Annotated in this window: 21 protein-coding genes and 1 tRNA gene; 9 read left to right on the top strand and 13 right to left on the bottom strand. The window is 75.7% G+C overall.

The genetic code is table 11. The features are described from left to right. Window positions 1–93: 93 nt before the first annotated feature. Window positions 94–1,251 carry a PP2C family protein-serine/threonine phosphatase gene (locus tag ACWDRR_RS15155; protein ID WP_449772622.1) on the top strand — a complete coding sequence of 386 codons (1,158 nt, stop codon included), beginning with the start codon at window positions 94–96 and terminating at the stop codon, window positions 1,249–1,251. Window positions 1,252–1,286: 35 nt separating this feature from the next. Here ACWDRR_RS15155 and ACWDRR_RS15150 read toward each other — a convergent pair whose 3' ends face one another. Both ACWDRR_RS15150 and ACWDRR_RS15145 read right to left on the bottom strand, forming a co-directional pair. Next, window positions 1,287–2,720 carry an ABC transporter substrate-binding protein gene (locus ACWDRR_RS15150; protein ID WP_449772621.1) on the bottom strand — a complete coding sequence of 478 codons (1,434 nt, stop codon included), beginning with the start codon at window positions 2,718–2,720 and terminating at the stop codon, window positions 1,287–1,289. Then, window positions 2,711–3,307 carry a hypothetical protein gene (locus ACWDRR_RS15145; protein WP_449772620.1) on the bottom strand — a complete coding sequence of 199 codons (597 nt, stop codon included), beginning with the start codon at window positions 3,305–3,307 and terminating at the stop codon, window positions 2,711–2,713. The genes ACWDRR_RS15150 and ACWDRR_RS15145 overlap by 10 nt, the downstream gene beginning before the upstream one ends. A gap of 146 nt (window positions 3,308–3,453) precedes the next feature. Between ACWDRR_RS15145 and ACWDRR_RS15140 the strand changes: the two genes are divergently transcribed. From ACWDRR_RS15140 to ACWDRR_RS15125, 4 genes are read left to right on the top strand one after another with little or no spacing between them, the layout of a single operon-like run. Next, entirely contained in the window at window positions 3,454–4,197 is a 744-nt protein-coding gene (locus ACWDRR_RS15140) for a hypothetical protein (protein ID WP_449772619.1), read from the top strand. 13 nt (window positions 4,198–4,210) lie between these two features. After that, entirely contained in the window at window positions 4,211–6,187 is a 1,977-nt protein-coding gene (locus ACWDRR_RS15135; protein WP_449772618.1) for a branched-chain amino acid ABC transporter permease, read from the top strand. Next, a complete protein-coding gene (locus ACWDRR_RS15130; protein WP_449772617.1) occupies window positions 6,184–6,993 on the top strand; it encodes an ABC transporter ATP-binding protein in 810 nt (269 codons plus the stop codon). Before ACWDRR_RS15135 ends, ACWDRR_RS15130 begins: the two co-directional genes overlap by 4 nt. Further along, a complete protein-coding gene (locus ACWDRR_RS15125; protein WP_449772616.1) occupies window positions 6,990–7,724 on the top strand; it encodes an ABC transporter ATP-binding protein in 735 nt (244 codons plus the stop codon). The genes ACWDRR_RS15130 and ACWDRR_RS15125 overlap by 4 nt, the downstream gene beginning before the upstream one ends. Here the strand turns inward: ACWDRR_RS15125 and ACWDRR_RS15120 are convergent. After that, a complete protein-coding gene (locus ACWDRR_RS15120; protein WP_449772615.1) occupies window positions 7,678–8,472 on the bottom strand; it encodes an SDR family NAD(P)-dependent oxidoreductase in 795 nt (264 codons plus the stop codon). The two genes, ACWDRR_RS15125 and ACWDRR_RS15120, sit on opposite strands and share 47 nt — an antisense overlap. Window positions 8,473–8,768: 296 nt before the next feature. Then, window positions 8,769–9,701 (bottom strand): NADP-dependent oxidoreductase, encoded by a 933-nt coding sequence (locus ACWDRR_RS15115; protein ID WP_449772614.1) that lies wholly within the window; start codon window positions 9,699–9,701, stop codon window positions 8,769–8,771. A 154-nt stretch (window positions 9,702–9,855) separates the two neighbouring features. Between ACWDRR_RS15115 and ACWDRR_RS15110 the strand changes: the two genes are divergently transcribed. Both ACWDRR_RS15110 and ACWDRR_RS15105 read left to right on the top strand, forming a co-directional pair. Continuing rightward, a complete protein-coding gene (locus ACWDRR_RS15110; protein ID WP_449772613.1) occupies window positions 9,856–11,238 on the top strand; it encodes a LuxR C-terminal-related transcriptional regulator in 1,383 nt (460 codons plus the stop codon). A 139-nt stretch (window positions 11,239–11,377) separates the two neighbouring features. After that, the gene (locus ACWDRR_RS15105) at window positions 11,378–11,812 is read left to right on the top strand and encodes a protein-tyrosine phosphatase family protein (RefSeq protein WP_449772612.1); all 435 of its coding nucleotides are present in this window, start codon (window positions 11,378–11,380) and stop codon (window positions 11,810–11,812) included. Window positions 11,813–11,887: 75 nt separating this feature from the next. On the opposite strand, the gene ACWDRR_RS15100 is transcribed toward ACWDRR_RS15105, so the two are convergent. From ACWDRR_RS15100 to ACWDRR_RS15075, 6 genes are all read right to left on the bottom strand, one after another. Next, a complete protein-coding gene (locus ACWDRR_RS15100; protein ID WP_449772611.1) occupies window positions 11,888–12,703 on the bottom strand; it encodes a helix-turn-helix transcriptional regulator in 816 nt (271 codons plus the stop codon). 299 nt (window positions 12,704–13,002) lie between these two features. Continuing rightward, complete coding sequence (locus ACWDRR_RS15095) at window positions 13,003–14,307, bottom strand: MFS transporter (RefSeq protein ID WP_449772610.1); 1,305 nt, start codon at window positions 14,305–14,307, stop codon at window positions 13,003–13,005. Next, window positions 14,304–15,566 carry an ATP-grasp domain-containing protein gene (locus tag ACWDRR_RS15090; RefSeq protein WP_449772609.1) on the bottom strand — a complete coding sequence of 421 codons (1,263 nt, stop codon included), beginning with the start codon at window positions 15,564–15,566 and terminating at the stop codon, window positions 14,304–14,306. Before ACWDRR_RS15090 ends, ACWDRR_RS15095 begins: the two co-directional genes overlap by 4 nt. A 74-nt stretch (window positions 15,567–15,640) precedes the next feature. Beyond that, the gene (locus tag ACWDRR_RS15085; protein ID WP_449772608.1) at window positions 15,641–17,809 is read right to left on the bottom strand and encodes an acetyl/propionyl/methylcrotonyl-CoA carboxylase subunit alpha; all 2,169 of its coding nucleotides are present in this window, start codon (window positions 17,807–17,809) and stop codon (window positions 15,641–15,643) included. A gap of 8 nt (window positions 17,810–17,817) precedes the next feature. Further along, on the bottom strand, window positions 17,818–19,422 hold the full coding sequence (locus ACWDRR_RS15080) for a carboxyl transferase domain-containing protein (protein ID WP_449772607.1): 1,605 nt from the start codon (window positions 19,420–19,422) through the stop codon (window positions 17,818–17,820). After that, on the bottom strand, window positions 19,419–20,669 hold the full coding sequence (locus tag ACWDRR_RS15075) for an 8-amino-7-oxononanoate synthase family protein (protein WP_449772606.1): 1,251 nt from the start codon (window positions 20,667–20,669) through the stop codon (window positions 19,419–19,421). Before ACWDRR_RS15075 ends, ACWDRR_RS15080 begins: the two co-directional genes overlap by 4 nt. 639 nt (window positions 20,670–21,308) lie before the next feature. Between ACWDRR_RS15075 and ACWDRR_RS15070 the strand changes: the two genes are divergently transcribed. Next, entirely contained in the window at window positions 21,309–21,827 is a 519-nt protein-coding gene (locus ACWDRR_RS15070; protein WP_449772605.1) for a GNAT family N-acetyltransferase, read from the top strand. 95 nt (window positions 21,828–21,922) lie between these two features. On the opposite strand, the gene ACWDRR_RS15065 is transcribed toward ACWDRR_RS15070, so the two are convergent. Next, window positions 21,923–22,612 (bottom strand): helix-turn-helix domain-containing protein, encoded by a 690-nt coding sequence (locus ACWDRR_RS15065; protein ID WP_449772604.1) that lies wholly within the window; start codon window positions 22,610–22,612, stop codon window positions 21,923–21,925. 130 nt (window positions 22,613–22,742) lie between these two features. Between ACWDRR_RS15065 and ACWDRR_RS15060 the strand changes: the two genes are divergently transcribed. Then, window positions 22,743–24,149 (top strand): MFS transporter, encoded by a 1,407-nt coding sequence (locus tag ACWDRR_RS15060; RefSeq protein ID WP_449772603.1) that lies wholly within the window; start codon window positions 22,743–22,745, stop codon window positions 24,147–24,149. A 22-nt stretch (window positions 24,150–24,171) separates the two neighbouring features. Here ACWDRR_RS15060 and ACWDRR_RS15055 read toward each other — a convergent pair. Both ACWDRR_RS15055 and ACWDRR_RS15050 read right to left on the bottom strand, forming a co-directional pair. Further along, window positions 24,172–24,240: transfer RNA gene (locus ACWDRR_RS15055), tRNA-Glu, on the bottom strand. Window positions 24,241–24,407: 167 nt separating this feature from the next. Next, on the bottom strand, window positions 24,408–24,887 hold the full coding sequence (locus ACWDRR_RS15050) for a YbaK/EbsC family protein (protein WP_449772602.1): 480 nt from the start codon (window positions 24,885–24,887) through the stop codon (window positions 24,408–24,410). Window positions 24,888–25,074 lie beyond the last annotated feature (187 nt).

Genomic DNA, 25,074 nt, shown 5'->3' with positions numbered 1-25,074 from the left:
ACCGGCCCCGGTCCGGCCGCGCTCCGGCCGGAGCGCGGACGCCGGGCGCACGCCGGGGTGCGGGGCACCACCCGGACGGTGTACAGAGGAGGGGTGCCCCTTCGGCCGCGTCCCCGTGACCGCCGCCCGTCGTGGCGGCCCGGCCGCCACGCGCTGACGGCGATCCCGCTCGCGCTGATCGTCGTGATCACCGTGGTCGACATCCTGTCGCCGCCGGCGATCCACCTCGGGCCGCTGCTGATCGTCGCCCCCGCGATCACCGCCTCCTTCGCGGGCGCGCGGACCACCGCCCTGGTCGCCCTGCTCGCGCTCGCCGCCCTCACCGTCATCGGCATCATGCGCGACGGGCTCGCCACCCCCAACCACGAGACGCAGCTCGGCGCGCAGGTCGTCGTCTCGGTGCTGATCGTCGGCCTGCGGGTGCTGCGGGACCGCCACGAGCGGGAGCTGGCCCAGGTCCGCTCCGTCTCCGAGGCGGCGCAGCGCGTCCTGCTGCGCCCGCTGCCGGACCGGATCGGGCGGCTGCGCCTCGCCTCCGCCTACCTCGCCGCCGAGGCCGAGGCCCAGGTCGGCGGCGACCTCTACGCGGCGGCCCGCACCGCCGGCGGCACCCGGCTGCTGGTCGGCGACGTCCGCGGCAAGGGCCTCCCCTCGCTCGGCGACGCCGCCCTGCTGCTGGGGGCCTTCCGCGCGGCCGCGCACCTGCACGCCGACCTGCCCGAACTCGCCGGCTACCTGGACGGCAGCGTCCGCTGGGGCCTCGCCCAGCTCGGCGAGCAGCACCGCGGCGAGCAGCCGGACGGTGGGGGCGCCGCCGCCGAGGAGGACGCGGACGACAGCGGCGAGTCGTTCATCACCGCCGTCATCCTGGACATCCCGGACGACGGCTCGGTGATCCGCCTGATCGACTGCGGCCACCCGCCCCCGCTGCTGCTGCGGGCCGACGGCGTCACCGCGCTGAACGCCCACTGCCCGGCGCCACCGCTCGGGCTCGGCGAACTGGCCCCGGGCTCGTACGAGGTGGACGAGTTCCCGTTCCTGCCCGGCGACCGCCTGCTGATCTACACCGACGGCGTGATCGAGGCCCGTGACGCCCGGCGGCGGTTCTACCCGCTCGCCGAGCGCCTCGCGGCCTGGCCGGCCGGCCCTCCGACGGCCCTGGTGGAGTACGTGCGCCACGACCTGCTGGCCCATGCGGGCGGCCGGCTGGACGACGACGCGGCGATCGTCGCGGTGGAACGCCTCGCCTGAGGCCGCCGCGCGGCCGGCCCACCGCCTCGCTGCCGCTACGGCCGGTAGGGCAGTTGCGGCACCTCGAAGCAGGTGGTGTCCATCGAGGCCACCTGGGTGACCCAGCCGCCCCGGCCGCCGTAGGCCGTGTCCTGCCAGCGGGCCGCGTTCAGACAGGCCCGGGTCGGCCCGGTCGGCGGGGGCTGCGGGACGAAGGAGGCGGGCAGGAGCAGCCCGTGCGCGTCGTACGGCTCGGCGCGGTTCATGAACCGCTCGACGCAGGCCCGGGTGAGGTCGGCGCCGCAGGAGTCCATCGCGTCGGTGAGCCACTGGGCGCCCGCCCAGCCCTCCAGCTCCCAGGCCGAGAGCAGCGGCTCGCGGTCGGGGTAGTAGCGGGCCATCGCGGCGCGGAAGTCCCGCACCGCCGGGTACTGGACGTCCTCGTAGTTGAGGCTGGCGGAGGTCGCCCAGAGCGCACCGCGGCAACCGGGTGAGGCCGCGTAGTCGGTGCCGACGGTCTGCGACCAGTTCTGGACGTTGGTCGCCTTCGCCGCGACCCGGACCCCGGCCTCGTCCAGCGCCCGGCAGAGCGCCGCGTTGCCCCGGGTGTCCATGGCGTCGAGGAGCAGCTGCGAGCCGTCGGCGCGGACGGCGGCGGCCACCGCCTGGAAGTTCGGGAGCGCGAAGTCGACCGTCTGCACCAGGACGCGGTAGCCCTCCGCCTCCAGCCCGGCCTTCAGCTGGGCGGCGTAGCGGGCCGAGTCGGCCTGGTTGTACGCGACCACGGCGGCGCTGGTGGTGCCCAGCCGCTCGGTGAAGAAGCGGAACACCTCGGGGGTCTGGTAGAGCGTCCCGTTCCAGCCGACGGCCTGCCCGTCGCGCGGCGCGCTGCTGCCGTAGATGCCGTAGAGGTGCGGCCACCGGTCGTACGCGGTGCCGATCGGCTGGCCGCCGACGTCCGGCACGCCTTTCCCGCTCACGTACGGCGCGCCGGCGTAGTCGAGCACGCTGCCGGAGACGAAGGCGAAGACGTGCTGCTGGTCGATCAGGCGGTGCACGCAGTCCTGGTTGCCGATGCCGCTGCCGCCGTCGTCGCAGGTGACCAGTTTGACGGTGCGCCCGTGCAGGCCGCCCCGGTCGTTGAGGGCCTGGACGAAGGCCTGCGCGCCGTAGCGCGGGCCGCTGAACACCTCGCTGCCGACCGGGCTGGTGAGCGAGGTGACGATGCCGATCCGGATCTCCCCCGCCGTGACGCCGGTGTCGGAGGCGGGGTTGGCGCCGGCCGTGGCGCTCGCGCCGGCCGCCGCGGGGCGGTGGGTGAAGGCGCCCGCCGGCAGCCGGGTGCCGCAGGCCGTGGCGGCGGCGAGCAGCAGGGCGGTGAGGACCGCGCCCGCGCAGCGGGCCGGGGCCCGGCGGCGGACGCGGCGGGCGGGCCGCCGACGGACGGACGCGTCGGCGGCCCGGCGGGACGGCGGGGCCGTCAGCTGCATCCGGGGACGGGGGTGCCGCTCGCGGCGCCGGCCTGGGTGAGCAGGCCGCAGAGCGAGGAGCGGGAGACCTTCCAGGTGCCGTTGTCGAGGACGGCCTGACCGGTGGCGCTCGGCTCGATCACGGTGCCCTGGAGGGAGAGCTCGTAGGTGACGGTGGCATCGGTCGGCGAGGTGAACGCCACGTTCGTGACCCTGGCCTTGACCTGGCCGACCCGCGGGTCCTGCGAGAAGCCCTCCAGCGCCGGGAGCAGCACGTCACCGTTCTGGAGCAACGACGCCTTCTCGGGGATGGGGGTGGTGGGGTCGAAGAACTTCTCCCAGTTCGCGGTGACCTGGTTCGTGGCGGTCGCCGGATCGGCGGGCGCGGTACCGCCGGCGCTCGCACTCGCGCTGACACTGACGCTGACGGTCGCCGAGGCCGTCGCCGGGACGGAGATCGACACCGAGGCCGACCCCGAGGCCGGGGAGCTCGACGAGCTGCTGCTGCATCCGGCCACCGCGCCCACCAGCAACAGCGCCAGCAGCGCGCCCGCCGACCGCAGGACCGGGCCACCGCCCCGACGGGTGCCGCTCTGCCTTACGCGCATGGTGTTCCTCTCGACGAACTCGGCTCCCGCCGCCCGGGGGCGGCGCCGACCGCTCGGCTGCACCGCACGGGCCGGGCCGCCGATCTCCGGATGCTGTTCCAGGCCGATCCTGGAAATGTCGCACGTGACACCATCAAGGCGGATCCATGGACGAATCGCAATCCGGGGGCGAAAGGCCTCGTACCGCACCGGAGCGGGCGGGCGGGCGGCCCGGCCCGGGGCTGCCGCGCTCGGCCGCCCGCGCGCTGCGGACGGCCCGGGAAGCCCGCGAGTGGCCCGGCTGGATCCTCGCGGCCGCCGGGGCGGCCCTGTGCGTCCTGGGCTGGTACGGCGTCTCGGGTGAGGCCTTCGTCGAGGAGCAGATCCCCTACTTGGCCTCCGCCACTATCCCGGGTGCGGCCCTGATCGTGGCGGGCATCGTCCTGGTCGCCCTGCGTTCACCCGGTCGGCCGCCGGCCCCGCCGCCCCCGCCCGGCGCGGGCGCCCTGACGGACCGGCGGGTCGAGCGGCTCTACACCCTCCTGGTCGAACCCGACGGGCCCGACGGACCGAACGGACCGGACGGACCCGACGGACCCGACGGACTGGCCGGACCCGACGGACCCGACGGACCCGACGGACCGGACGGACCCGACGGGCGGGCCGGACCGGACCTGCCCGGTACCGGCCCGCTCGCCCTCGCCGACGGCACGCTCTACCACCGGCCCGGCTGCCCGCTGGTGGCCGGCAAGCACGGCGCGGAGCCGGTCGACGCCGCCGCCGTACGGGCGCGGGGGCTCGCCCCCTGCCGGATCTGCGAACCGGGCGAACCGGGCGAACCGGGCGAACCGTCCGGCCCGGGCGAACCCGGCGGGTCCGACCCCACCGACCCCGCCCACCCGGCCGGCTGAGGCGGTGCCACCCGTGCCCGCCGCCGCCCCCCTCGACTCCGTCGGCCTCACCGTCGACCTCGCCCTGGCCGGCCTCACCGTCGGCAGTGCGGCCGCCCTCAGCGGCATCGGTCTGGTCGTCTGCCACCGCGCCACCGGCGTGCTCAACCTCGCCCAGGGCGCCCAGGCGATGCTCGTCGCCTACCTCCTGCGCGACCTCGTGGTGGAGCGGCACTGGCCGGTCTGGCCGGCCCTCGCCTTCTGCCTGCTGCTGGTCGCACCCGCCCTCGGGGTGCTGCTGGACGTCCTGGTGTACCGGCCCCTGCAGCGGCGCGGCGCGGGGACGGCCGAGACGATGGTCGCCGGTCTCGGCGTGTTCGTGCTGCTCATCGGGGTGGCGGTGCTGGTCTGGGGCACCGCCCCGCTGAGCGGCGCGCCGTCCCCGTTCGGCGCCGCCCCGATCGTGCTGCCCGGCGGGCACACCCTGCGCCCCGACACCGTGGCGCAGCTCGCCGCCATCCTGGTGCTCGCCCTGACGGTGGCCGCCACCACCCGCTTCACCCGGTTCGGTCTGCGGCTGCGGGCCGTGGTCGACGACCGCCGGCTGGCCCGGCTGGCCGGGGTGGACGCCGACCGGGTCTCGGCGGCGGGCTGGGCGTTCGGCTCCTTCACCGCCGGCCTGGTCGGCGTCGCCCTCGCGCCGTACCTGCTGCTCGATCCGTACGGGCTGCCGCTGCTGGTGATGGAGACGATGGCGGTCGCGGTGGCGGCGCGGTTGCGCAGCATCCCGGTGGCGGTGGCGACCGGCCTCGGCCTCGGGATCGCGCAGGCCGAGCTGACCAGGCTGCGCCCCGCCGGCCAGTTGCTGCCGCTGGTGCAGGCGGTGCAGGCCAACCTGTTCGTGGTGGCGCTGCTGGCCGCCGCGCTGCTGGCCGGACCGCGGATCACGGGCGGGTCCGGCGACCGCGCCCCGCTCACCGCGCGCGGACCGGCGGGCGGCGGCCCGGCGGCCCGGGCGGTCTGCCTGGTGCTGCTCCTGCTCCCGCTGGGCTTCCGCGACAACGACCTGCGCAGCGCGCTGCTGGTGCCCGCGCTGGCCCTGGTCCTGCTCTCGATCGTGGTGGTGACCGGCTACGGCGGGCAGATCTCGCTCGGCCAGGCCGGGTACGCGGGGCTGGGCGCGCTCGGCACGGCGCTGCTGATGTCCGGGCGGATCCCCTTCGTCCCGGCGCTGCCCGCCGTGCCCGCGCTGCTGTTCGCGGTGCTGGCGACCGCCCCGCTCGGGCTGCTCACCGGCTGGCCGGCGATCCGGCGGCGCGGGCTGGCGCTGGCACTGGTCACCTTCGCGGTCGGGACGGCGATGAGCCGCTTCGTCTTCCAGCAGCCGTACGCGACCACCGGGCTCACCCTGGACCGGCCCGCCTTCCTGGCCGGCGACCGCGCCTTCTACCTCGCCGAGCTGCTGCTGCTCGGGCTGGGCCTGGTGGTGGTGCGCGGGCTGCACCGGGGTCGGCTGGGCCGGGCCCTGACGGCGATGCGCGACCACGAGCCGGGCGCGGTCGCGGCGGGTGTGAACGTGCCCGGGCTGAAGCTGTTCGCCTTCGTGGCCGGGGCGGCGCTGGCCGCGCTCGGCGGCGGGCTGATGGGCCTGGCGGGGCGGGCCTTCGACCCGGCCTCGTTCGATCCGGTGCGCGGGCTGCTCTGGTTCGCCGCGGTGGTGGTGGCCGGCGCGGACAGCGCGCTCGGCGCGGTGCTGGCCGCCGCGCTGCTGATCGGCCTGGACGCGGGCACGGTGGCCGGGGTGTCGGCGGTCGCGGTCGGCCTGCTGGCGGCGGCGATCGGCCGCCTGCCGGGCGGCCTGGCCGGGGTCGCGGCCCGACTGACCCGCCGCCGCCCGGCGGAACCGCCCGCCGCGCTGCCGCCCGGGCGCCTCACCCCGGCCGGGCGCCGGGCCCGCGCCCTGATCACCGCCCGGCGGGCCGCCGCCGAGACCCCGGAGAGGCTGCCATGAGCCGGACGGGTGCCGGCCGGGCCCGGCTGACGGCCCGCGGGGTGGTCCGCCGGTACGGCGGCATCGAGGCCGTCGCCGGGGTGGACCTCGCCGCGCCACCGGGGCGGATCACCGCGCTGATCGGGCCGAACGGCGCCGGCAAGAGCACCCTGTTCGACTGCCTGGCCGGGACGGTCCGCCCGGACGCCGGCCGGGTGCTGCTCGGCGGCCGGGACGTCACCCGGCTGCCCACGCACACCCGGGTCCGGCTCGGTCTGGCCCGGACCTTCCAGCAGATCGCCGTCTTTCCGACCCTCCCGGTCGCGGACAACGTCCGGATCGGTGCCGAACAGCGGCACGGCCACCGCCCGGACGCCCGCGCCGTCGACGCCGCGACGGCGCGGGCGCTCGCCCTGTTCGGGCTCCAGGACCTCGCGGCGCAGCCGGCCGGCGACCAGCCGACCGGGGTACTGCGCCTGGTGGAGCTGGCCCGCGCGCTGGCGGGCGACCCCCGGGTGCTGCTGCTGGACGAGCCGGCGGCCGGCCTGGACACGGCGCAGACCGCCCGGCTGGTCACCGTCCTGCGCGGCCTGGCCGACCGGGGCATGGCGCTGCTGCTGGTCGAGCACGACCCCGACCTGGTCCGCGAGCTGGCCGACACCGTGTACGCGATGGCCGGCGGCCGGGTGGTGGCCCGCGGCCCGGCGGCCGCGGTGCTCGCCGATGCCGGGGTGACCCGGGCGTGGGGCGGGGCGGGACCGGTCGCGGGGCCGGTCGCGGGACCCGGGGCGGGGCCGGTCCCGGGGCCCGGGCCGGGCGCCGGATGAGCGTCGAGGCCGCGCTGTCCGCCGCCCGCGTCCGGTACGGGCCGCTGGAGGCACTGCACGGGGTGGACCTCGCCTTCCCGGCCGGCGCGGTCACCGTGCTGCTCGGCCGCAACGGCTCCGGGCGGACCAGCGTGCTGCACGCCCTGGCCGGGGTGGTCCGGCTCGCCGCCGGCCGGGTGGTCTGGCGGGGGCGGGACGTGACCGCGCTCGGCGTCCACCAGCGGGTCCGGCTGGGGCTGACGCTGGTGCCGGCGGAGCGGGCGGTGTTCGCCTCGCTCACGGTGGCCGAGCACCTCGGGCTCGGCGGGGGCCCCGCCGCGGAGGCGCTCGCGCTCTTCCCCGAGCTGACCGCCCTGCTGCCCCGCCCGGCCGGGGCGCTCTCCGGTGGACAGCAGCAACTGGTGGCCGTGGCACGGGCGTTGACCGCACGGCCGGGCCTGCTCCTGCTCGACGAGCCGGACCGGGGGCTGGCGCCCGCCGTCGCCGCCCGGCTGCACGCGCACCTGCTCCGCACCGCCGCCGCCGAGGGCCGGACCGTCGTCCTGACCGCGCAGTCGCTCCCCCGCAGCCTGGCCGGCGCGGCCGTGGTCCATGTGCTGCACCGGGGCGAGGTCGGCTTCTCCGGGGAGCCCGCCGAGCTGGGCGGGCTCCCGCCCGGGGCGGGCCGACCGGTCCGGCGCTCGCCTACTGCGCCAGGTAGCCGCCGTCCACCGGGAGCACGGCTCCGGTGATGAAGGAGGCGTCGTCGGAGGCCAGGAAGAGGACCGCCGCGGCCACCTCCGCGGGGGCGCCGAGCCGGCCCATCGGGTGCCGCTGCTCGATCGCCGCGAGGTACTCGGGACCGCCCGGCTCGTCCCGCAGACGGCGGACGCGCTCGGTGGTGATGGTGCCGGGCGCGACGGCGTTGACCCGGATGCCGCGGTCGGCCCACTCGACGGCGAGGTGCTTGGTCAGGCCGGACGCGACGAACTTGGCGGGCCCGTAGACGGCCTGGCCGCGCTGGCCGGCCTCGCCGGAGATGGACGAGACGCAGACGATCGCGCCACCGGCCCCGCCGGGCCCGGCCATCGCCTCGATCGCGTACTTGCAGGTCAGGAACATCCCCCGGCCGTCGACGGCCATCACCCGGTCCCAGTCCTCGGCGTCGGCCTCGGTGATCTCCATCAACGGGAGCACCCCCGCGTTGGCCACCAGGACGTCGATCCGGCCGTGCCGCTCGACGGCGGCGGCGATCATCCGGCGGGCGTCGTCGTCGCGGGAGACGTCGCCGACCACCGTGCTGACGGCCTGCGGCAGCTCCCCCGCCAGCCGCCGCAGACCCTCGGCGTCCACGTCGGTCGCGACCACCGACGCGCCCTCCCGGGCGAAGCGTTCGGCCACCGCGCGACCGATCCCGCTCGCCGCCCCCGTCACCACGCACGACTTGCCCGCCAGCCGCCCGGCGCCCGGCGTAGCCGGGGGATCGATCGCATCAGCCATGACACCGGACTCTACCGATCGAGCGTCAGATTGCGCCGCACGCCGTTCAGTTGGGCACCGGAAGAAACCTCTTCACCGCTCGGCGGGTGGACGCCCGGGCATCCGTGGCCACCGCCGGTCGCACCAACAGCATTCCGAGGAACTCACCGACCACCGATCGCCCGATCGCCCGTCCGTCCGTCCGTCCGTCCGTCCGTCCGCAGCCTCCCGACCCGGGCCGGTCGGACCGCACCGGGCCGCCCGCACACCCGGCCCACCCCCTTACTCGAACGGGTGGGCGCAGCCCGGCCCCGGCGTCAGCCGACGGCGAGCACGATCTTCCCCCGGACGTGCCCGGCCTCGCTCACCCGGTGCGCCTGCGCCGCCTCCGCCAGCGGGAACACCTCGTGCAGCGGCAGGTCCAGCGTGCCCTCCTCGTACAGCGCGAGCGCGGCGGCCAGCGCCGGACCGTGGTGGTGGACGGTCTCCGAGCCGCCGCTGAACCGCACCCCGTGCTCGGCGGCGCCCGCCCAGTCGGCGATGGTCAGCACCCGCCCGGCCCCGCCGACCAGCTCGATCGAGAGCGGCAGGACGTCGCCCTGCCCGGCGGCGTCCAGCACCCGGTCCACCCCGTCCGGCGCCACGGCCCGCACCCGCTCGGCCAGCCCGTCGCCGTACGTCACCGGGATCGCGCCCAGGGCCCGCAGCCGTGCGTGGTTGGACTCGCTCGCGGTGCCGATCACCCGGATCCCGCGCGAGCGGGCGAACTGCAGCAGGACGGTGCCGACCCCGCCCGCCGCGCCGTGCACCAGGAGCGTCCCGCCGCGCTCCACGTCCAGCAGGGCGAGCGAGCGCCAGGCCGTCTCGGCCGCCACCGGGATCGCGGCGGCCTGCTCCCAGCCCAGCGCGGCCGGCTTGCGGACCACCTTGCCGGCGTCCAGCAGCGCGTGTTCGGCGTACCCGCCGCCGCCGTCGGTCGGGCCGAGCACCTCGTCGCCGGGCGCCCACCGCGTCACCCCCGCGCCGACGGCCTCCACCACGCCGGCCAGCTCGTAGCCGGTGACGTGCGGGAACGTCACCGGGAACAGCTCGGCCATCGCGCCGCTGCGCAGCTTGTGGTCCACCGGGTTGACGCCCGCCGTGCGGACGGCGACCCGCACCTGGCCGGGGCCCGGGGCGGGCAGGTCGATCTCGATCGGGTGCAGCACGTCCGCGCCGCCGAACGCGGAGAAGCCGATGGCCTTCGTCATGGGAGTCCCACTGTCCTTCACTGGTCGGGGAGTTCGTCTTTCTGACCTCTCCAGCCTGGTACCGGCGCGGCTGCTGACCGGCCCGTCGTTCGGCCGGTTCGACCTGGCCGAACGGCCGGGCGCGGGCGCGCACCGCGCGGCTAGGCTGGATCGCATGGCGGACAACGGGGCGGGCGGCGGCGTGGTGGGCAGCGCGGTGGGCGACGGGGCGGCCGTGGACGGCGCCGAGCAGCGGCAGCGCGGCTGGGAGCGTCCCGAGGACGTGCTCGCGCAGGCCGTGGACATCCTGCGGGCACCCCGGCCGAACATCCTTCCGCGCTTCTCCCGGCTGCTCGCCGATCTCGTCCCGCACACCGCCGTCGCCCAGCTCAGCGGTGTCTGCACGCACTCCCCCACCAACGCATTCGGTCCGACCGGGCTGGCCGGGCGGATCGCCAGCCTGGAACTGGCCCACCTGGCCGAAGCGGTGACGCCCGGTCGGCCCTGGCAGGGCGAGGCGGTGCTGGCGGGCCGGCCGCGACCGGCCGTCGCGGTCGCCGCCGCCCCGGCCGGCAGCAACGGCGCGCTGCTGGTGCTGGTCCGGCCGAGCGCCGAGCTGCTGCCCGACCGACCGCTCGCCGTCCTGCAGCAGCTGTGGGAGCTGGTCACCACCCACTCCCACCACCGGGCCGCCGACGCCGCCCCCGTGCACGCCGCCGCCTCACGGGCCTCCGCGGGTGCCCGGGCCCGCGCGATCGCCGAACTCAGCGGCGCGCACGCCTCGGCGCTCTCCGCGATCCTCGCGCCGCTGCGCTCCGCCGCCCTGGACGACGCCACCGCCCGCCGCAGCGCCACCGAGCTGGCCGTCGGCGCCCTGCTGGACCTGCGCGCGGGCGCCGAGCTCGACCGGACGCTGAGCGAGGAGCCCGCCGCCACCGCCTTCGCCCGACTCGCGGACGAGCTCCGCCCGTTGCTGCGCCACAGCCCCGTCCGGCTCGACCTGCTGCCCCCGGCCGCGGGCGAGCGGTCCGTCCCGGCCGACACCGCGCACGCCGCCCGGGCGGCCGTCCGGGCCACCGTGCTCACCATGATGGAACAGGACGGGCTGACCCGGCTGCACGTGAGCTGGCAGTTCGTCGCGGACGGCGTGCGGGCCGTGGTCCGCGACGACGGCCCGGGCCTGCTCACCGCCGACGCCCTGGCCGCGCACCGGACGTCGGACCGGATCACCGCCCTCGCGGGCCGGCTCGCCGTGGACGCCGTCCCCGGCTGGGGCACCACCGTCACCGTCGACCTGCCGCTGACCGAGCCGGCCGCCACCGGCGGACCGGACCCGCTGGCGGGGCTGCAGCCCAGGGAGCTGGACGTCCTCGACCAGCTCGCCCGGGGCCGGCGCAACCGGGAGATCGCCCGTGCGCTGCTGATCAGCGAGTCCACGGTGAAGTTCCATGTGGCCAACATCCTGGCCAAGTTGGGCGTGTCCTCGCGCGGCGAGGCGGCCGCCCTGGCGCACGGCGCCGGCATGCCCGCCCCGGCCACGCTGTACGCGGCCTCCTGACCGGCCGGCCTCCTGACCTGCCGGGCGCCGCACCGCCACACGGGAGCGCCGCCGCACCGCAGCACCACCGCACGGGGCCGCCGCACCGGGCGGGTCCGGCTCCACCCGTGACCGGTCGGGCGCGCCGTAGGCTCGCCCCATGACCGCCTCCGCCACCTGGGACCCCACCGCCGCCGGGGTACTGCAGCTGCCGTCCGGCCGACTCGTCCGGGGGCGCGGTCTGCTGCGGCCACTGCCGCCCGGACCGCAGCCCGCCTTCGGCCTCTACCTGTTGGGGCGCCGGCCGCCGGCCGTGCCCTGGGCGAGCCGATGGCTGCGCTGGCCGGACTTCCGGCTGCCCGCCGACCGGGCCGAGGCGGCGCAGGCCTTCCGGGAGGTCTGGGAGCGGTCGGCCGCCGAGCGGGTCGAGCTGGCCTGCGCCGGCGGGCGCGGGCGGACGGGCACCGCGCTGGCCTGCCTGGCCGTGCTGGACGGGGTGCCGGCCGCCTCGGCGGTGGCCTACGTGCGGGAGCACTACGACCGGCACGCCGTCGAGACGCCCTGGCAGCGCCGGTTCGTGGCCCGGTTCCACTGACAGCACGCCCGTGCGCGGGCCGGCCTCGGCCCCCGGGCCCCAGCCTCCGGACCCCGGGCCCCGGGCGACCGGGCCTCAGACCCCGGGCGGCGGGCCCAGGACGACGAAGCTCAGGTCCGGCCGGCCGCCGGGGGTCAGGACCTGGGCCACCGTCTCGATCGGTTCGGACGACAGGTGCGGCAGCCGCAGGCCGAAGCGGTCCCCGTCGCGGTTCGCGACCACGCAGGCCCGCCCCGCCCAGAGCCGGCGGCAGAGCGGATCGCGCAGGACGTCGGTGAGCAGGGCGACCACCGCCTCGTCACCCGGGTAGCGGGCCAGCGCGAAGCGGATCATGGCGAGGGTCATCCGGGCCTGCCACGTCCAGTCGGCGACCTGCTCGCGGGCCTCCGGGGCGGTCAGCACCCAGCGGGCGAAGTTGGCCCCGGGGTGGCGCATCCAGGGGAACCACTCGGCGGCGGCCCGGTTGTGGCCGACGATGGTCCAGGCCCGGTCGGCGAGGAAGGCCGGTCTCGGCATCTGGCGGTCGACCAGCTCCTGGAGGGGGTGCAGGTCCTCCGGGCGCGCCGGGCCGGCGGACGGGGTGCCGCCCATGGCGTAGAGGTAGAGGGTGGCGCGCTCGTCCGCGTCGAGCAGCAGCACGTCGGCGAGCAGCGCCAGCAGCCTGGGGTCGAAGCGGGCCGTGCCGCCGCGCTCCAGGTCGCGGTACCAGCGCTCGCTCATGCCGAGCCGGGTGGCGACGACCATCTGGGGAAGCGGCTTGGCGAGCCCCATCCGCAGGCCGGCCCGGCCTCGCCAGTCACGCAGCAGACTGGCGAGGCCGGGGAGTTCGGCGGTGGTGGACTCTTCGTGATCGAGGGGGATGGGGATGCTCAGTGCCTCGCGCAGCACCATGACTCACTCCGGTCTGTTCCTGCATTCGACGATGACGGTCCCGGGGGACGTGTCGAAGTTCGGGGCAGCCCGAAGAGCCGGTGGAACTGATCGTTCGTCAGTCCGGTCGGCGATGACAAGTCCCTTGACTGAAAGCTCGGTTCAGCGGGACGACCGACATCGGAACGGCAGACCGGGGAACATCGCGACTGAGCGCTGCAACAAGAAGTCCACCCCCCGGTGTGCCCGCGTGGCCCTTGACACGCTCTAGGGGGACTGTACTTCCTTGGCTGTGCTCGTTCAAGCAACGGAGAGTGACATCAGCCGGTCAGCGCCTCCGAGGCGGGTGTCGGCGAGGCCTGGACGGCGGTGCGGCCGGCGAGCACCGTGACGGTGGTCGCGCCCGCGAACAGCGCGGCGAGCAACACCCAGCCGACCGCGCCGGCCGGCAGCAGCAGGCCGGTGGCCAGGAACGGGCCGACGATCAGCTGCGCGCTCATGCCCGTGCTGAAGAGCGACAGGTAGCGGGAGCGGCCCACCGGGGGCGACAGCTCGTACGAGATCTCCCAGCGCGAGACGGCGTGCAGGTTCTCCCCGACGGTCAGCAGCGCGACGGCCACCACTGCGGCCGCCAGCGCCAGGTACTTGCCGCGGCCGTCGGCGAAGGCGAAGAACGCGCAGGCCAGCACCAGGAAGAGGCAGGCGATCCGGAGCATCCGCAGCGCCTTGGTGAGCCCCTGGGCGAAGCGGGCCACCGAGAGCTGGAGCACCACGGTCAGCACCGTGTTGATCGCCAGCAGCGCCGAGCTGGCACTGGCCGGCAGTCCGGCCCGCTCCACCACCCAGAGCGGCAGCAGGATGAAGAGCACGCAGTCGTGCAGCATCAGCACCGCGTTGGCGGCCGTGACCAGCAGGAACCGCCGGTCCCGGTAGGGCGAGCCGGAGCCGCTCTCCGCCCCGGCCTCGGCGGGCGCGGCGGCCTGCGCCGGGGCCGCCGATCCCGCCACCCGGCCGGCCCGCACCACGGCGAGCGCGACGGCGGCGAAGGCGACGGCGTTGAACAGGAAGAGCGCGACGAAGGCGGCCCGGGAGTGCGCGGCCTGCACCAGGGCGGCCAGCAGGAAGCCGGCGGTGAGGCCGATGTTGGTGATGGCCCGCAGCGAGGCCATCGTCTTCGTCCGCTCGGCGGCCCCCTCGAACTCTCCGACGATCACCTGGAGCAGCGGCGAGCAGGCCCGGGCGGCGGCGATGGTCAGACAGGTGACGACCAGGTAGCCGGCGTAGCTGCCGACCAGGGCGTACCCGATGAAGCCGGCGCCCCGGACCAGCGTCAGCGCGACGTAGACCGGCCGGGCGCCGAGCCGGTCCGCGAGCGGCCCGAAGACCAGCGGGCTGAGCAGCCCGGCGATGTTGGCGGCGGCGATCGCGGTGCCGACCGCGACCGCGGTGATGTCGAGGTAGCGGACGAAGTAGAGCGTGGCGGTGGCCAGGTAGAGGCCGTTGGCGACCGCGTCCACGGTGGTGCCGGCGGCCATGATCCGGCCCTGCCGGGAACCGGGCAGCAGCGTGGCGGTCAGCCGGCGCAGCAGCGTGGCGGCCCGGGGCGGGGCGTCCGTGGCCGTCATGCCGGCTCCACCGTACGGGCCGGCTCCACCGTGAAGCGGACGGAGTCGGCCAGCTCGCGGGCGAGCTTGCGGGCCTGGTCCGCGGTGTCGGCCCCGACCACGATCACGCCCACCCGGTCCGCCGAGGTGCGCAGCGGCCGGACGGTGCCGCCGGGCGCGACGGTGAGGTCGGCGAAGAGCACGTCCGGGTGGCCCGCGGCCTCCGCCCACCCCTCGACCGAGGTGACCAGGCCGGGCGGCGGGGTGAGGTAGCGGGCGGCGGCGGCCCGGGTCGGGGTCGGCGCGGCGTCGGCGCGCGGGAGGCCGAGCAGGTCGTCGTAGAGGAGGCCGAACAGCTCCAGGCCCGGGACGACGTGGGCGAGCATCCGGTGGATCCAGTCGCCGCCGAACCGCCCGTGCACCTCGCCGAGCACGATCCCGTCCGGGCTCAGCCAGAGCTCGACGTGGAAGGCGCCGGAGCGCAGGCCCAGGACGGCGAGCGCCGCCTTCACCTGACGCTCGATCTCCTCGCGCTGCACGTCGGGGAGTTCGGCCGGGAGGATGTGGCCGACCTCGACGAAGAACGGCGGCTCGACCTTCTCCTTCTCGGTCACCGCGATGACGACCGGCTCGCCGCCGAGGAAGAGGCCTTCGACGCTGTACTCGGCCCCCTGGACGAACTCCTCGACCAGGAAGGGGCCCTGGCCGGGCAGCAGGGCGATCGCGGCCGGCAGTCCCTCCGGTCCGGTGATCCGGCTGACGCCCGTACTGCCCATCGCGTCACGGGGCTTGACGATCCACGGCCCGGTGGACCCGTGCAGGAAGGCCGCCGCCTCCGCCAGGTCGGCGCAGAGTTCGACGGCGGGCTGCCGGAAGCCCGCGGCGGCCAGTGCGGCCCGGCAGGCGTCCTTGGTGCGCACCCGCCGGACGGCCTCGGGCGGGTTGCCCGGCAGGTCCAGGGCCTCGGCGGTCTCGGCGGCGGCCACCTGGGCCATCTCCTGCAGGGCGAGCACGGCGTCGAAGCGCTCACCCTCGCCGGCCCGGTCGCGCGCCCAGGCGGCCGCCTCGCCGGGGCGGGCGAAGTCCACCGCCGAGACGGCGCCGGCCTGTTCGGTCACCCCGGGGGTGGCGGCGAGGACGGCCTCCTGGTTGGTCAGGTGGGTCCGCAGCCCGCGCGCGTGGGCCTGGTCCAGGGCGAGCTTCGCCATGTCGAGGCCGAGCGGCACCGCCCGTACCCCGCCGACCAGCAGCAGCTTCAGGGGGGTTGGTTCTGCGGGCATACGAGGGCTCCTTGCGTGCGTGGTGCGGGGGTGGTGCTTCAACTGGGCAGGAAGTACGGCGGGTTCAGGCGGGTTCAGGCGGCTTCGGCCTCGGCGTCGGCGTCGAGCTCGACCAGCACCTGTTCGGTGGCCACCAGGTCGCGCACGGCGCACCGGATCCCGGTGACGACGCCGGAGAAGGGAGCGAGGATGCGGTTCTCCATCTTCATCGCCTCGACGATGACGAGGGCGTCGCCCTCCTCGACCCGGTCGCCGACCTCACAGAGCAGCCCGACCACCGTGCCCGGCATCAGCGACTTCACGGCGTTGTCGGCGGCCCCGGAGCCGCCCTCGGCGAAGCTCTGGGCGGCCAGCGCCACCCGGTGCCCGTCGATGGAGAGCTCCCAGCCGGTGGTGCTGCGCAGACCGGTCCACCGCCGGTCGCCGACGGTGCCCCGGAGCAGGCCCGGGTGGCCCGGCACGGTGGCGACGGTGACGGTGAACGGGGTGGACTCCACCTGGACGTCGACGGCGCCGCCGCGCCGGCCGGTCAGCCCGGCCTGGACCGTCCGCCGCCCGTGGCGCAGCACGACCCGGCCGAACGGCGCGACCGGGTCCAGCCGGTGGCGGTCGAACGGGCCGACGACACCGTGCCACGGGGAGGCGGGGGCCTCGCCGAGGGGCGGGAGCTGCATCGCCGCCGCGCAGGCCGCGGCGGCCAGGACGCGGTCGGTCCGGTGCGCGGGGCCGGCCGGCCCGCCCTGCTCCGACGGCCCGGCCGGGGCGGCGACCAGGGTGTCCACCAGGTGGGTGTCCATCCGTCCGGCGACCACGGCGGGTGCCTGGAGGAGTTCGGCGAGGAAGCCGAGGTTGGTGGTCAGCCCGGGCAGGGCGGTGTCGCGCACGGCCGGGAGCAGCCGGCGCAGTGCGCTCGGGCGGTCCGGGCCGTGGGCGATCAGCTTGGCGAACATCGGGTCGTAGAAGGCCGGGACCTCGGCCCCGCCGCCGAACGCCGCACCGTCGAAGGCGCCGCCGAAGGCACTGCCGCCGGAGGCGGCGCCCCCGGCCGGCCCGTCGAGGGCCGGGTCGTCGAGGAAGCGGTCCGGACCGCCGGAGCCGGGCGAGGACGCGCCGTACCCCGACCCGGTGTCGTCGAACGCCGCCTCCACCCGGATGCCGGCCGGCCAGCGGACGGCGGCCGCCCGGCCCGGCGCGGGCCGGAACCCGTCGGCCGGGTCCTCGGCGTAGACGCGGACCTCGACGGCGTGGCCGGTGGCGGTGATCTCGTGCTGTTCGAGCGGCAGCCGCTGCCCGTCGGCGACTCTCAGCTGCCACTCCACGAGGTCGACGCCGGTGATCTCCTCGGTGACCGGATGCTCCACCTGGAGGCGGGTGTTGACCTCCAGGAAGTAGCAGCGGTCGGCCGCGTCCAGGATGAACTCGAAGGTGCCGGCGTTGACGTAGCCGAGCGACCGGGCGCCCCGGACGGCGGCCTCCAGCAGCTCCGCCCGGACGGCGTCGGGCAGGTTGGCGGCCGGGGCCTCCTCGACGATCTTCTGGTGGCGGCGCTGCAGCGAGCACTCGCGCTCGAAGAGGTGCACCACGTTCCCGTGCCCGTCACCGAAGACCTGCACCTCGATGTGGCGGGGCCGCTCGACGTACCGCTCGACCAGCAGCCGGCCGTCGCCGAAGCTGCTGCGGCCCAGGCGGACGGCCTCGGCCACCGCCTCGGGCAGGTCGGCGGCGGCGCGGACCACCTGCATGCCCTTGCCGCCGCCGCCCGCGACGGGCTTCAGGATCACCGGGTAGCCGATCCGCTCGGCGTCGGCCAGGATCTCCTGCTCGGACTCGGTGGCCGTCCCGGAGCCGGGCAGCACGGGGACGCCGGCGGCGGCCATCAGCGCGCGGGCGGTCGACTTGTCGCCCATCGCGGTGATGGTCGCGGACTCCGGGCCCACCCAGACCAGACCGGCCTCGGCGACGGCCGCCGCGAAGCCCGGGTGCTCGGAGAGGAACCCGTAGCCGGGGTGGACGGCGTCGCAGCCGGTCCGGACGGCGGCGTCGACCAGCGCGCCGACGTGCAGATAGCTCTCGGCGGCCGCGGCGGGGCCGATCCGGACCCGCTCGACGGCGCCCGCCAGGTGGGCCGAGAAGCGGTCGGCGTCGGAGTGGACCGCGACGTACTCGATGCCGAGCCGGCGGCAGGTGCGGGCGATCCGCCGGGCGATCTCGCCGCGGTTGGCGATCAGGACACGCTTGATCATTTCCGTCATCACATCCTGAACACGCCGAAGCGCGTCTCCTGCTTGGGGGCGTCGGCGGACATGGCCAGGCAGAGCGCCAGCCACTCACGGGTCTCGGTCGGGTCCACCACGGCGTCCACCCACATCCGGGCGGCGTAGTAGAGCGGGTGGGACTGGCGCTCGTACGTCTCGATGATGGGGCGCCGGATCGACTCCTCCTCCTCGGGGGAGAGGACCTTGCCCTCCTTGGCGAGCTGGTCGCTGCGGATCAGCGCCATCACCGTCGCGGTCTGCTCGGCGCCGACCACGGTGGACTTGGCGCTCGGCCACATGGCCATCAGCCGCGGGCCCATCGAGCGCCCGCACATGGCGAGGTTGCCGGCGCCGTAGCTGCCGCCGATCACCAGGCTGAACTTGGGGACCTTGGCCGTGGAGACGGCGTTGACCAGCTTGGCGCCGTGCTTGGCGATGCCGTCGGCCTCGTACTCGGCGCCGACCATGAAGCCGTTGATGTTGTGCAGGAACAGCAGCGGGATGTCCCGCTGGGTGCAGAGCTCGATGAAGTTGGCGGCCTTCTGGGCGCTCTCCGGGAACAGCACCCCGTCGTTGATCACCACGCCCACCGGGTAGCCGCCGATGTGGCCGGTGCCGCACACGATGGTCGGGCCGAACCGCGCCCGGTACTCGGCGAGTTCGCTGCCGTCCAGCAGCCGGGCCAGGATCTCCCGGGCCGGGATGTGCTCGCGCAGGCTGGCGCTGACGATGCCGGGCAGCTCCGCCGGGTCGTACAGCGGCGGGCGCGGGGGCTGCGGCGGCGGGGTGAGGGCCGGGCGGCCGTCCCGCGCCATGATCTCCCGGACGATCGCCAGCGCGTGCTCGTCGCTCTCGGCGAGGTGGTCGGCCACGCCGCTGACCCGGGTGTGCAGGTCGGCGCCGCCCAGCGTCTCGGCGTCCACCACCTCGCCGGTGGCCGCGCGCACCAGCTGCGGGCCGCCCAGGAAGACCGTCCCGGTGCCGCGCACGATCACCGTCTCGTCGCACATCGACGGGATGTACGCGCCGCCGGCCGTGCAGTTGCCCATCACCGCGGCGATCTGCGGCAGGCCGGCCGCCGACATCTCGGCGATGTTCCGGAACATCCGGCCCAGGTGGTACTCACCGGGGAACAGCTGCTCCTGGAGCGGCAGGTAGACGCCGCCGGAGTCCACCAGGTAGATGCAGGGCAGGCCGTTCTCCCGGGCCACCAGCTGGGCCCGGAGCTGCTTCTCCACCGTCAGCGGGAAGTAGCTGCCGCCCTTGACCGTGGCGTCGTTGGCGAAGACCACCACCGGGCGGCCGCTCACCATGCCGATGCCGGTGACCAGCGCGGCCGAGGGCACGTGCTCGTCGTAGACCTCGTGCCCGGCCAGCTGGCCCAGCTCCATGAACGGCGTGCCCGGGTCGAGCAGTTGGTAGACCCGCTGGCGGGCCGTCAGCTTGCCGCGCTCGGTGTGGCGCCGGCGCGAGCGCTCGTCCCCGCCGGCGACGGCGGCGGCCCGGGCCCGGGCGATGACCTGCCGCTTCTCGTCGAAGGCCTCGACGTTGCGGCGGAACACCTCGGCGGAGGAGTCGATGTGCGAACGCAGGGCCGTCATCGCGGCTGCTCCTGCCCCGGCTCGCGCGCCGCCTCGGCGGCCAGGCCCTCGTTCAGGGCCCCGCAGAAGTCGCGGATCTCGGCCTCGGCCATGTTGGCGCGCAGCATCAGCCGCAGGCCGGCCTTGCCCCGGCCGATCACCGGGAAGAAGATCGGCGAGGTGTAGTAGCCGCGCTCCAGCAGCGTCCCGGCGAGGCGGATGGTGGCGTCCTCGGAGCCGATGTCCACGAAGCGGATCGGCAGGCCGTCGCCCTTGAAGGAGGTCTCCACCAGGGAGTCGAAGAGCGCGATGTTGCCCTGGAGCCCCTGCTGGAGCTCCTTGAGCTCCGGGGAGTCGTGCAGCTGCGCGGAGGCCATGATCGCGCCCAGCCCGGCGGTGTTGATGCGCTGCGACCACATCAGCGGGCCGCCGTTGCGCAGCGCGGTGTCGCGGCGCTGCTGCGAGCCGCCCGGACCGAGGAAGATCGCCCCGCCGGAGGCGCCGAAGCCCTTGTTGAGCGAGGTGATGATCAGCGTGCGGTCGTTCATCCCGCCGTTGGCCGCCATCGCCTCCAGCACCGCGCCGCGGCCGCGCTCGCCGACGGTGGAGACGCCGTGGGCCTCGTCGAAGAACAGGAAGAGCCCGTACTTCTCCTGGAGGCGCAGCAGTTCGGGGATCGGCGCGGCCCCGCCGGTGCTGTAGACGCCGTCGGCGACGTAGGCGACCTGCGGGTGCTTGCGGCAGAGGTCCTCCAGCGCGTCCACGTCGTTGTGCCCGATGGTGACGATCTCGGCCTCGTCGGCCACCGCGGGCTTCATCGCGTTGAGACAGAAGTGCGCGTTCTTGTCGAAGACCATCAGCGGCGGGACGCCGTCCGTCAGCAGCCCGGAGGCCAGCAGCGGCAGGCTCGCCCAGGCGGCGGCCGCGCAGGAGGCCACGGTCAGCGCCTCGACGTCGAACAGCTCGGAGAGCGCCGTCTCGGCGTCCCGCAGCGAGCCGAAGCGGATCCGCATCCGCGAGGTCGAGCTGTTGAGCGCCCCTTCGGCGAGCACCGCGTCGGCGGCCGCCCGCACGATCCGCGGGTGGGTGTCCAGGCCGAGGTAGGAGTACGAGGACATGTTCACGAACTCGTGGCCGTCCGCGAGCGCCCGGTGGCGGCCGTCGCCGAGACCGGACACCACGATGTCGAACATCCCGGCCTCGGCGGTGACCTCCCAGAAGTCGTGGCTGATCCGCGCGGACTTCTTGATGTTCATGTATGAGTGCACGCCAGATTCCTTGTTGAATTTCGGTACGGTAATACCGGGCCCAAGACCGGGCCTTTATCGGCATCGTCAATTCCGGGTGATCAGGCGTACTCGTGGAAACCACGTCCGGTCCGCCGTCCGAACAGGTCGACCTCGACCGTCCGGCCGCTCGCTTGATCCAGTGATCCCTGCACCGCTTGCCCTGCCGGCCCCCGGAGTCGCTCGCAATAGGTCCGAGGAGCTGCGCGCCTCCCCGGCGATTGAAAGAATTCAATACGCTGCGACGACTGTCAACCGGAAGATTTTTGCCGCCTCGCAAAACTGGACAGACCGCCATCCGGCGGGTGCACCGGAAATTATTTGCCGGTCGGTCCGCATTGACGCGCGCCGGATGACCCGGTCCGCTCCCGCCCGGCCCCTGCCGGATAATGGGGGGCGCCCGCCGGCCCACCCGTGTTACGTTCGGCGGGTCCGTACCGGACTCAGGACGAAGAGACTCGAGGGAGGTGGAACGGTGGCCACGGTGACGACGGCTGCGCCCGTGCGGCGCGGCGCCCGGACGACCGTCCTCATCCCCCGGGCCCTGGTCTGACCGCTTCCGCTCCCCGTTCCGCGGGGTGCTCCGGCGCTGGACCAGGCCCTTCACCCAAGGGTTTCACCGTGTCTTCTTCCCCTTCCTCCTGGCTCACCCGCGTCGAGACCGACGCCGACGTCCCGGCCGTCCAGGCCCTCACCCGCGCGGCGTTCGGCCGGCCCGCCGAGGCCGACCTCCTCGCCGTGCTCCGCACCGACGAGGGCTGGATCGACGGCCTCTCCGTCGTCGCCACCGACCCGGCCGGCATCCCGGTCGGCCATGTCGTGCTCAGCCGCGCGTTCATCGGTGACGTCCCGGCGCTCGCCATGGGCCCGGTCTCGGTCCGCCCGGACCATCAGCGCTCCGGCGCCGGCTCCGCCGCGGTCCTGGCCGCCCTCGACGCCGCCCGGGGCCTCGGCGAGCGCTTCGTCGTGCTGCTCGGACACCCGTCGTACTACCCGCGCTTCGGCTTCGTCCGCGCCTCCGCGCACGGGCTGGTCCTCACCGTCGACGCGCCCGACGAGGCGTGGATGGCGCTGAGCCTGGACGACCGGCACCCGCTGCCGTCCGGCACGGTCCGCTGGGCCGCGGCCTTCGGCATCTAGGGCCGGTCGCCGAGTTCCCTCCTGCGGTGCCTACGTAGGCCCGCGGACCGGGAACCGCCGGGCGGTGGCGCCGCCCCGGCGCCGCCACCCGGCGGTCACGGGGCCGTGGTGGTCGGGGCCGCCGTCGACGGGGCCGCCGTCGACGGGGCCGCGGTGGACGGACCGGTGCGGACGACGGCCTGGTCGCCGTGCGGGCCGAACAGGTGCAGGATCTCCACCGCGTGCGCGTCGGCCGGGCCGAACCAGTGCGGCTCGCCGGTGTCGAACTCGGCCACCTCGCCCGGGCGGAGGGTGAATTCGCGTTCGCCGAGGATGAGGCGGAGCTCCCCGGCGAGCACGTAGAGCCATTCGTAGCCGCCGTGGGTCACGAGCTTCGGTTCGCGGTGGGCGAGCACCTGCTTGAAGACCTGGACCCGGCCCGGGTACTGCGTCAGGGGCACCAGGACGTTGCCCCGCTCCCGGCGGTGGGGCTTCAGGTGGAGGCGCGGGTCCCCGGTGGCCGGCGCCGCGACCAGCTGGTCCAGGGCGACGCGGTGCGTGCGCGCGAGCGGGATGAGCAGTTCGAGGGTCGGGCGCCGTTTGCCCGACTCCAGGCGCGACAGCGTGCTCACGGAGATCCCGGTGGCCGCCGCGAGGGCCTCCAGGGTGAGCCCCCGGTCGCGGCGCAGGGCCCGCAGCCGCGGCCCGATGCCGGCCAGGATCTCCTCGACGTCGGCGTCCGCGGCTCCCACCGGGTCCACCGGGCCCGCCGGGTCCACCGGGTCCACGGGGTCGGTGCGGTGCATGGGGCTCCTCCGGTCCGTCCGGTCCGTCGGGGGGCCGGAGCGTTTTGCAGTCTTCGCAAAGTTCCTGGGCCGGTGCTGCCACCCGGTCCGAGCATGGGGCCGCAGACGATACCGAACCGAAGGTGGACCCGTGACCACGACAATCCTGGCCGATCGACCCGTACTGAGCACCCGCCGACGATGGACGGTGCTGGCCGTCTGCGCGCTGAGCATGTTCCTGGTCGGACTGGACACCACCATCGTCAACGTCGGCCTGCCCCAGATCGGACGCGGGCTGGGCGTGGGCACCAGCGGCCTGGAGTGGGTGGTGGACGCCTACACGGTGGTCCTGGCCGGGCTGCTGATCTCCGCCGGCGCCCTCGCGGACCGCTTCGGACGGCGGCGCGTCTTCCAGTGCGGGCTGGTCGTCTTCGGCCTCGCCTCGCTCGCGTGCGCGGTGGCCCCCTCGCTCGGCCTCCTCGTCGCGGCCCGGGCCGCCCAGGGGGTCGGGGCCTCGATGCTGAGCCCGGTGGCCCTGGCGATCGTGGTGAACACGATGCCCGACCCGCGCGAGCGGGCCCGGGCGATCGGCGTCTGGGCGTCCGTCTTCGGCCTCAGCATGGCGGCGGGGCCGGTCACCGGCGGAGCGCTCATCGCGGCGTTCGGCTGGCGTTCGGTGTTCTGGATCAACGCGCCGGTCGTCCTCGCCGCCCTGGTCCTGGTCGCGGTGCTCGTGCCGGAGTCGCGCGGCCGGCGCGCCCGACGGCTCGACCTGCCCGGCCAGCTGCTGCTCGTGCTGGCCCTGGGCACCTCGGTGGCCGTCCTCATCGAGGCGCCCCGGATCGGCTGGACCTCTCCCCCCGCGCTGGCCGGCTGCGTCGTGGCGGCGCTGGCCACCGCCGGGTTCGCCCGGGTCGAGCTGCGCCGGCCCGAGCCCCTGATGGACCTCGCGCTCTTCCGCCGGGCACCGTTCGCGATGGCGGCCCTGGGCGCCGTGGCCCTGTTCGTCGCGCTGAACGTGAGCCTGCTGCTCAACACGCTCTACCTCCAGCACGCCCGTGGCTGGACGGCACTGGCGACCGGCGCGGCGACGCTGCCGATGGCGCTCGGGGCCACCGTGTGCGCGCCCTGGTCCGGCGCCCTGGTGGGCCGGCTCGGGCCCCGACGTCCGCTGCTGCTGGCGGGCGCCTTCGTCGCCGCCGGCGGCCTCTGCCTGGTGCGGCTCGACCGGGACACCCCCGTCCTGCTGCTCCTGGCGGCCTACCTGCTCATCGGTGTCGGCTTCGGTTTCGCCAACGCGCCGATCACCAACACCGCGGTCGGCGGTCTGCCGCCCGCCCGGGCCGGGGTGGCCGGGGCGATCACCTCGACCGCGCGTCAGATCGGCGCGGCGATCGGCATCGCGGTCGCCGGGGGTCTGGTGGTGGGGGTCGACCCCGACGGCCTGGCCGGTGCCTCGCGGCCCGGCTGGCTGCTCGTGACGGCGTGCGGGCTGTTCCTCGTCGTCGTGGCGCGGGCCTCCGGCCCGGGGCAGCACGACAAGGGCGGGAGTCGATGACGACTCCCGCCCTTGTGAACCGAGCGCCGGGCCCGAATCGAACGAACCCTTCCCGCTGAAAGCGGGCGTGCTACCACTGCACCACCGACGCCTGACCGGCCTGGCCTTCGACCGCTTCCGCGATCTTGTCCTGCCGTCGAGGAAGAAACTACCAACGGATGATCGAAAGACGAAATCGGGGCCGCCGGCCGCCCCCTGACGCCTCGCCCGGGCGGTGCGTCAGGGGGCGGCCGGCCCCCGGCCCGGCGCGGTCGGGGGCTACGGCGCGACCGCGGACGGCGTGCCGCCGGTGAGCCGGAGCAGCTCGTCGTAGGTCATCGGCACCACGGTGTGCGGGTGCCCGGCGGCCGCCCAGAGCAGCTCGTACCCGGCCAGCGCCACGTCCACCACGGTACGCAGCGGGGCCGGGTGACCCACCGGGGCGACGCCGCCGATGGCCTGGCCGGTGGCCTCGCGGACCTCGGCGGCGCTCGCCCGGACGATCGGGCCGGTGCCCAACCGCTCGGCCAGGTACGCCGTGTCGACCCGGTGGGCACCGCTGGTCATGACCAGTAGCGGCGCGCCGTCGCAGCTGAACACCAGGCTGTTGGCGATGGCACCGACCTCGCAGCCGAGGGCGTCGGCCGCCTCGGCGGCGGTGCGGGCGGAGTCGGGCAGCACCTGGATCTCGCCGGGCAGTCCGGCCGCCGCGAGGGCGTCGGCGACCGCCTGGCTCCGGGTGGGAAGAGTGGGTGTCATACCGGCATCCTCCCGTACCCCCGGACCGCCCGGCCGACGGTACCCGGGACCGCCCGGACCCCGGCCGCGAGGACGCGGGCGTCCCGGCCGGGGGCGACCACGGGCCGGCCGTCGACCCCGGCCCCACGACCACCCGGACCCCGCCCCGGACCGGCGGCGGGGCGGCCGCGGACGCACCGGTCGGGCA

It is taken from the genome of Kitasatospora sp. NPDC003701, assembly GCF_053587085.1.
Note: the sequence above shows the minus strand (reverse complement) of the source record. Positions and strands in the feature narration are given on the sequence as shown.

Bases quoted from the DNA above. Each gene is read 5' to 3' on its own strand.
- ACWDRR_RS15090 (WP_449772609.1), bottom strand. From the start codon at position 15,566: ATGCCCGCAGAACCAACCCCCCTGAAGCTGCTGCTGGTCGGCGGGGTA.
- ACWDRR_RS15100 (WP_449772611.1), bottom strand. From the start codon at position 12,703: ATGGTGCTGCGCGAGGCACTGAGCATCCCCATCCCCCTCGATCACGAA.
- ACWDRR_RS15115 (WP_449772614.1), bottom strand. From the start codon at position 9,701: ATGACGAAGGCCATCGGCTTCTCCGCGTTCGGCGGCGCGGACGTGCTG.
- ACWDRR_RS15125 (WP_449772616.1), top strand. From the start codon at position 6,990: ATGAGCGTCGAGGCCGCGCTGTCCGCCGCCCGCGTCCGGTACGGGCCG.
- ACWDRR_RS15080 (WP_449772607.1), bottom strand. From the start codon at position 19,422: ATGACGGCCCTGCGTTCGCACATCGACTCCTCCGCCGAGGTGTTCCGC.
- ACWDRR_RS15140 (WP_449772619.1), top strand. From the start codon at position 3,454: ATGGACGAATCGCAATCCGGGGGCGAAAGGCCTCGTACCGCACCGGAG.
- ACWDRR_RS15130 (WP_449772617.1), top strand. From the start codon at position 6,184: ATGAGCCGGACGGGTGCCGGCCGGGCCCGGCTGACGGCCCGCGGGGTG.
- ACWDRR_RS15065 (WP_449772604.1), bottom strand. From the start codon at position 22,612: ATGCACCGCACCGACCCCGTGGACCCGGTGGACCCGGCGGGCCCGGTG.
- ACWDRR_RS15145 (WP_449772620.1), bottom strand. From the start codon at position 3,307: ATGCGCGTAAGGCAGAGCGGCACCCGTCGGGGCGGTGGCCCGGTCCTG.
- ACWDRR_RS15085 (WP_449772608.1), bottom strand. From the start codon at position 17,809: ATGATCAAGCGTGTCCTGATCGCCAACCGCGGCGAGATCGCCCGGCGG.
- ACWDRR_RS15105 (WP_449772612.1), top strand. From the start codon at position 11,378: ATGACCGCCTCCGCCACCTGGGACCCCACCGCCGCCGGGGTACTGCAG.
- ACWDRR_RS15120 (WP_449772615.1), bottom strand. From the start codon at position 8,472: ATGGCTGATGCGATCGATCCCCCGGCTACGCCGGGCGCCGGGCGGCTG.
- ACWDRR_RS15110 (WP_449772613.1), top strand. From the start codon at position 9,856: ATGGCGGACAACGGGGCGGGCGGCGGCGTGGTGGGCAGCGCGGTGGGC.
- ACWDRR_RS15095 (WP_449772610.1), bottom strand. From the start codon at position 14,307: ATGACGGCCACGGACGCCCCGCCCCGGGCCGCCACGCTGCTGCGCCGG.
- ACWDRR_RS15150 (WP_449772621.1), bottom strand. From the start codon at position 2,720: ATGCAGCTGACGGCCCCGCCGTCCCGCCGGGCCGCCGACGCGTCCGTC.
- ACWDRR_RS15050 (WP_449772602.1), bottom strand. From the start codon at position 24,887: ATGACACCCACTCTTCCCACCCGGAGCCAGGCGGTCGCCGACGCCCTC.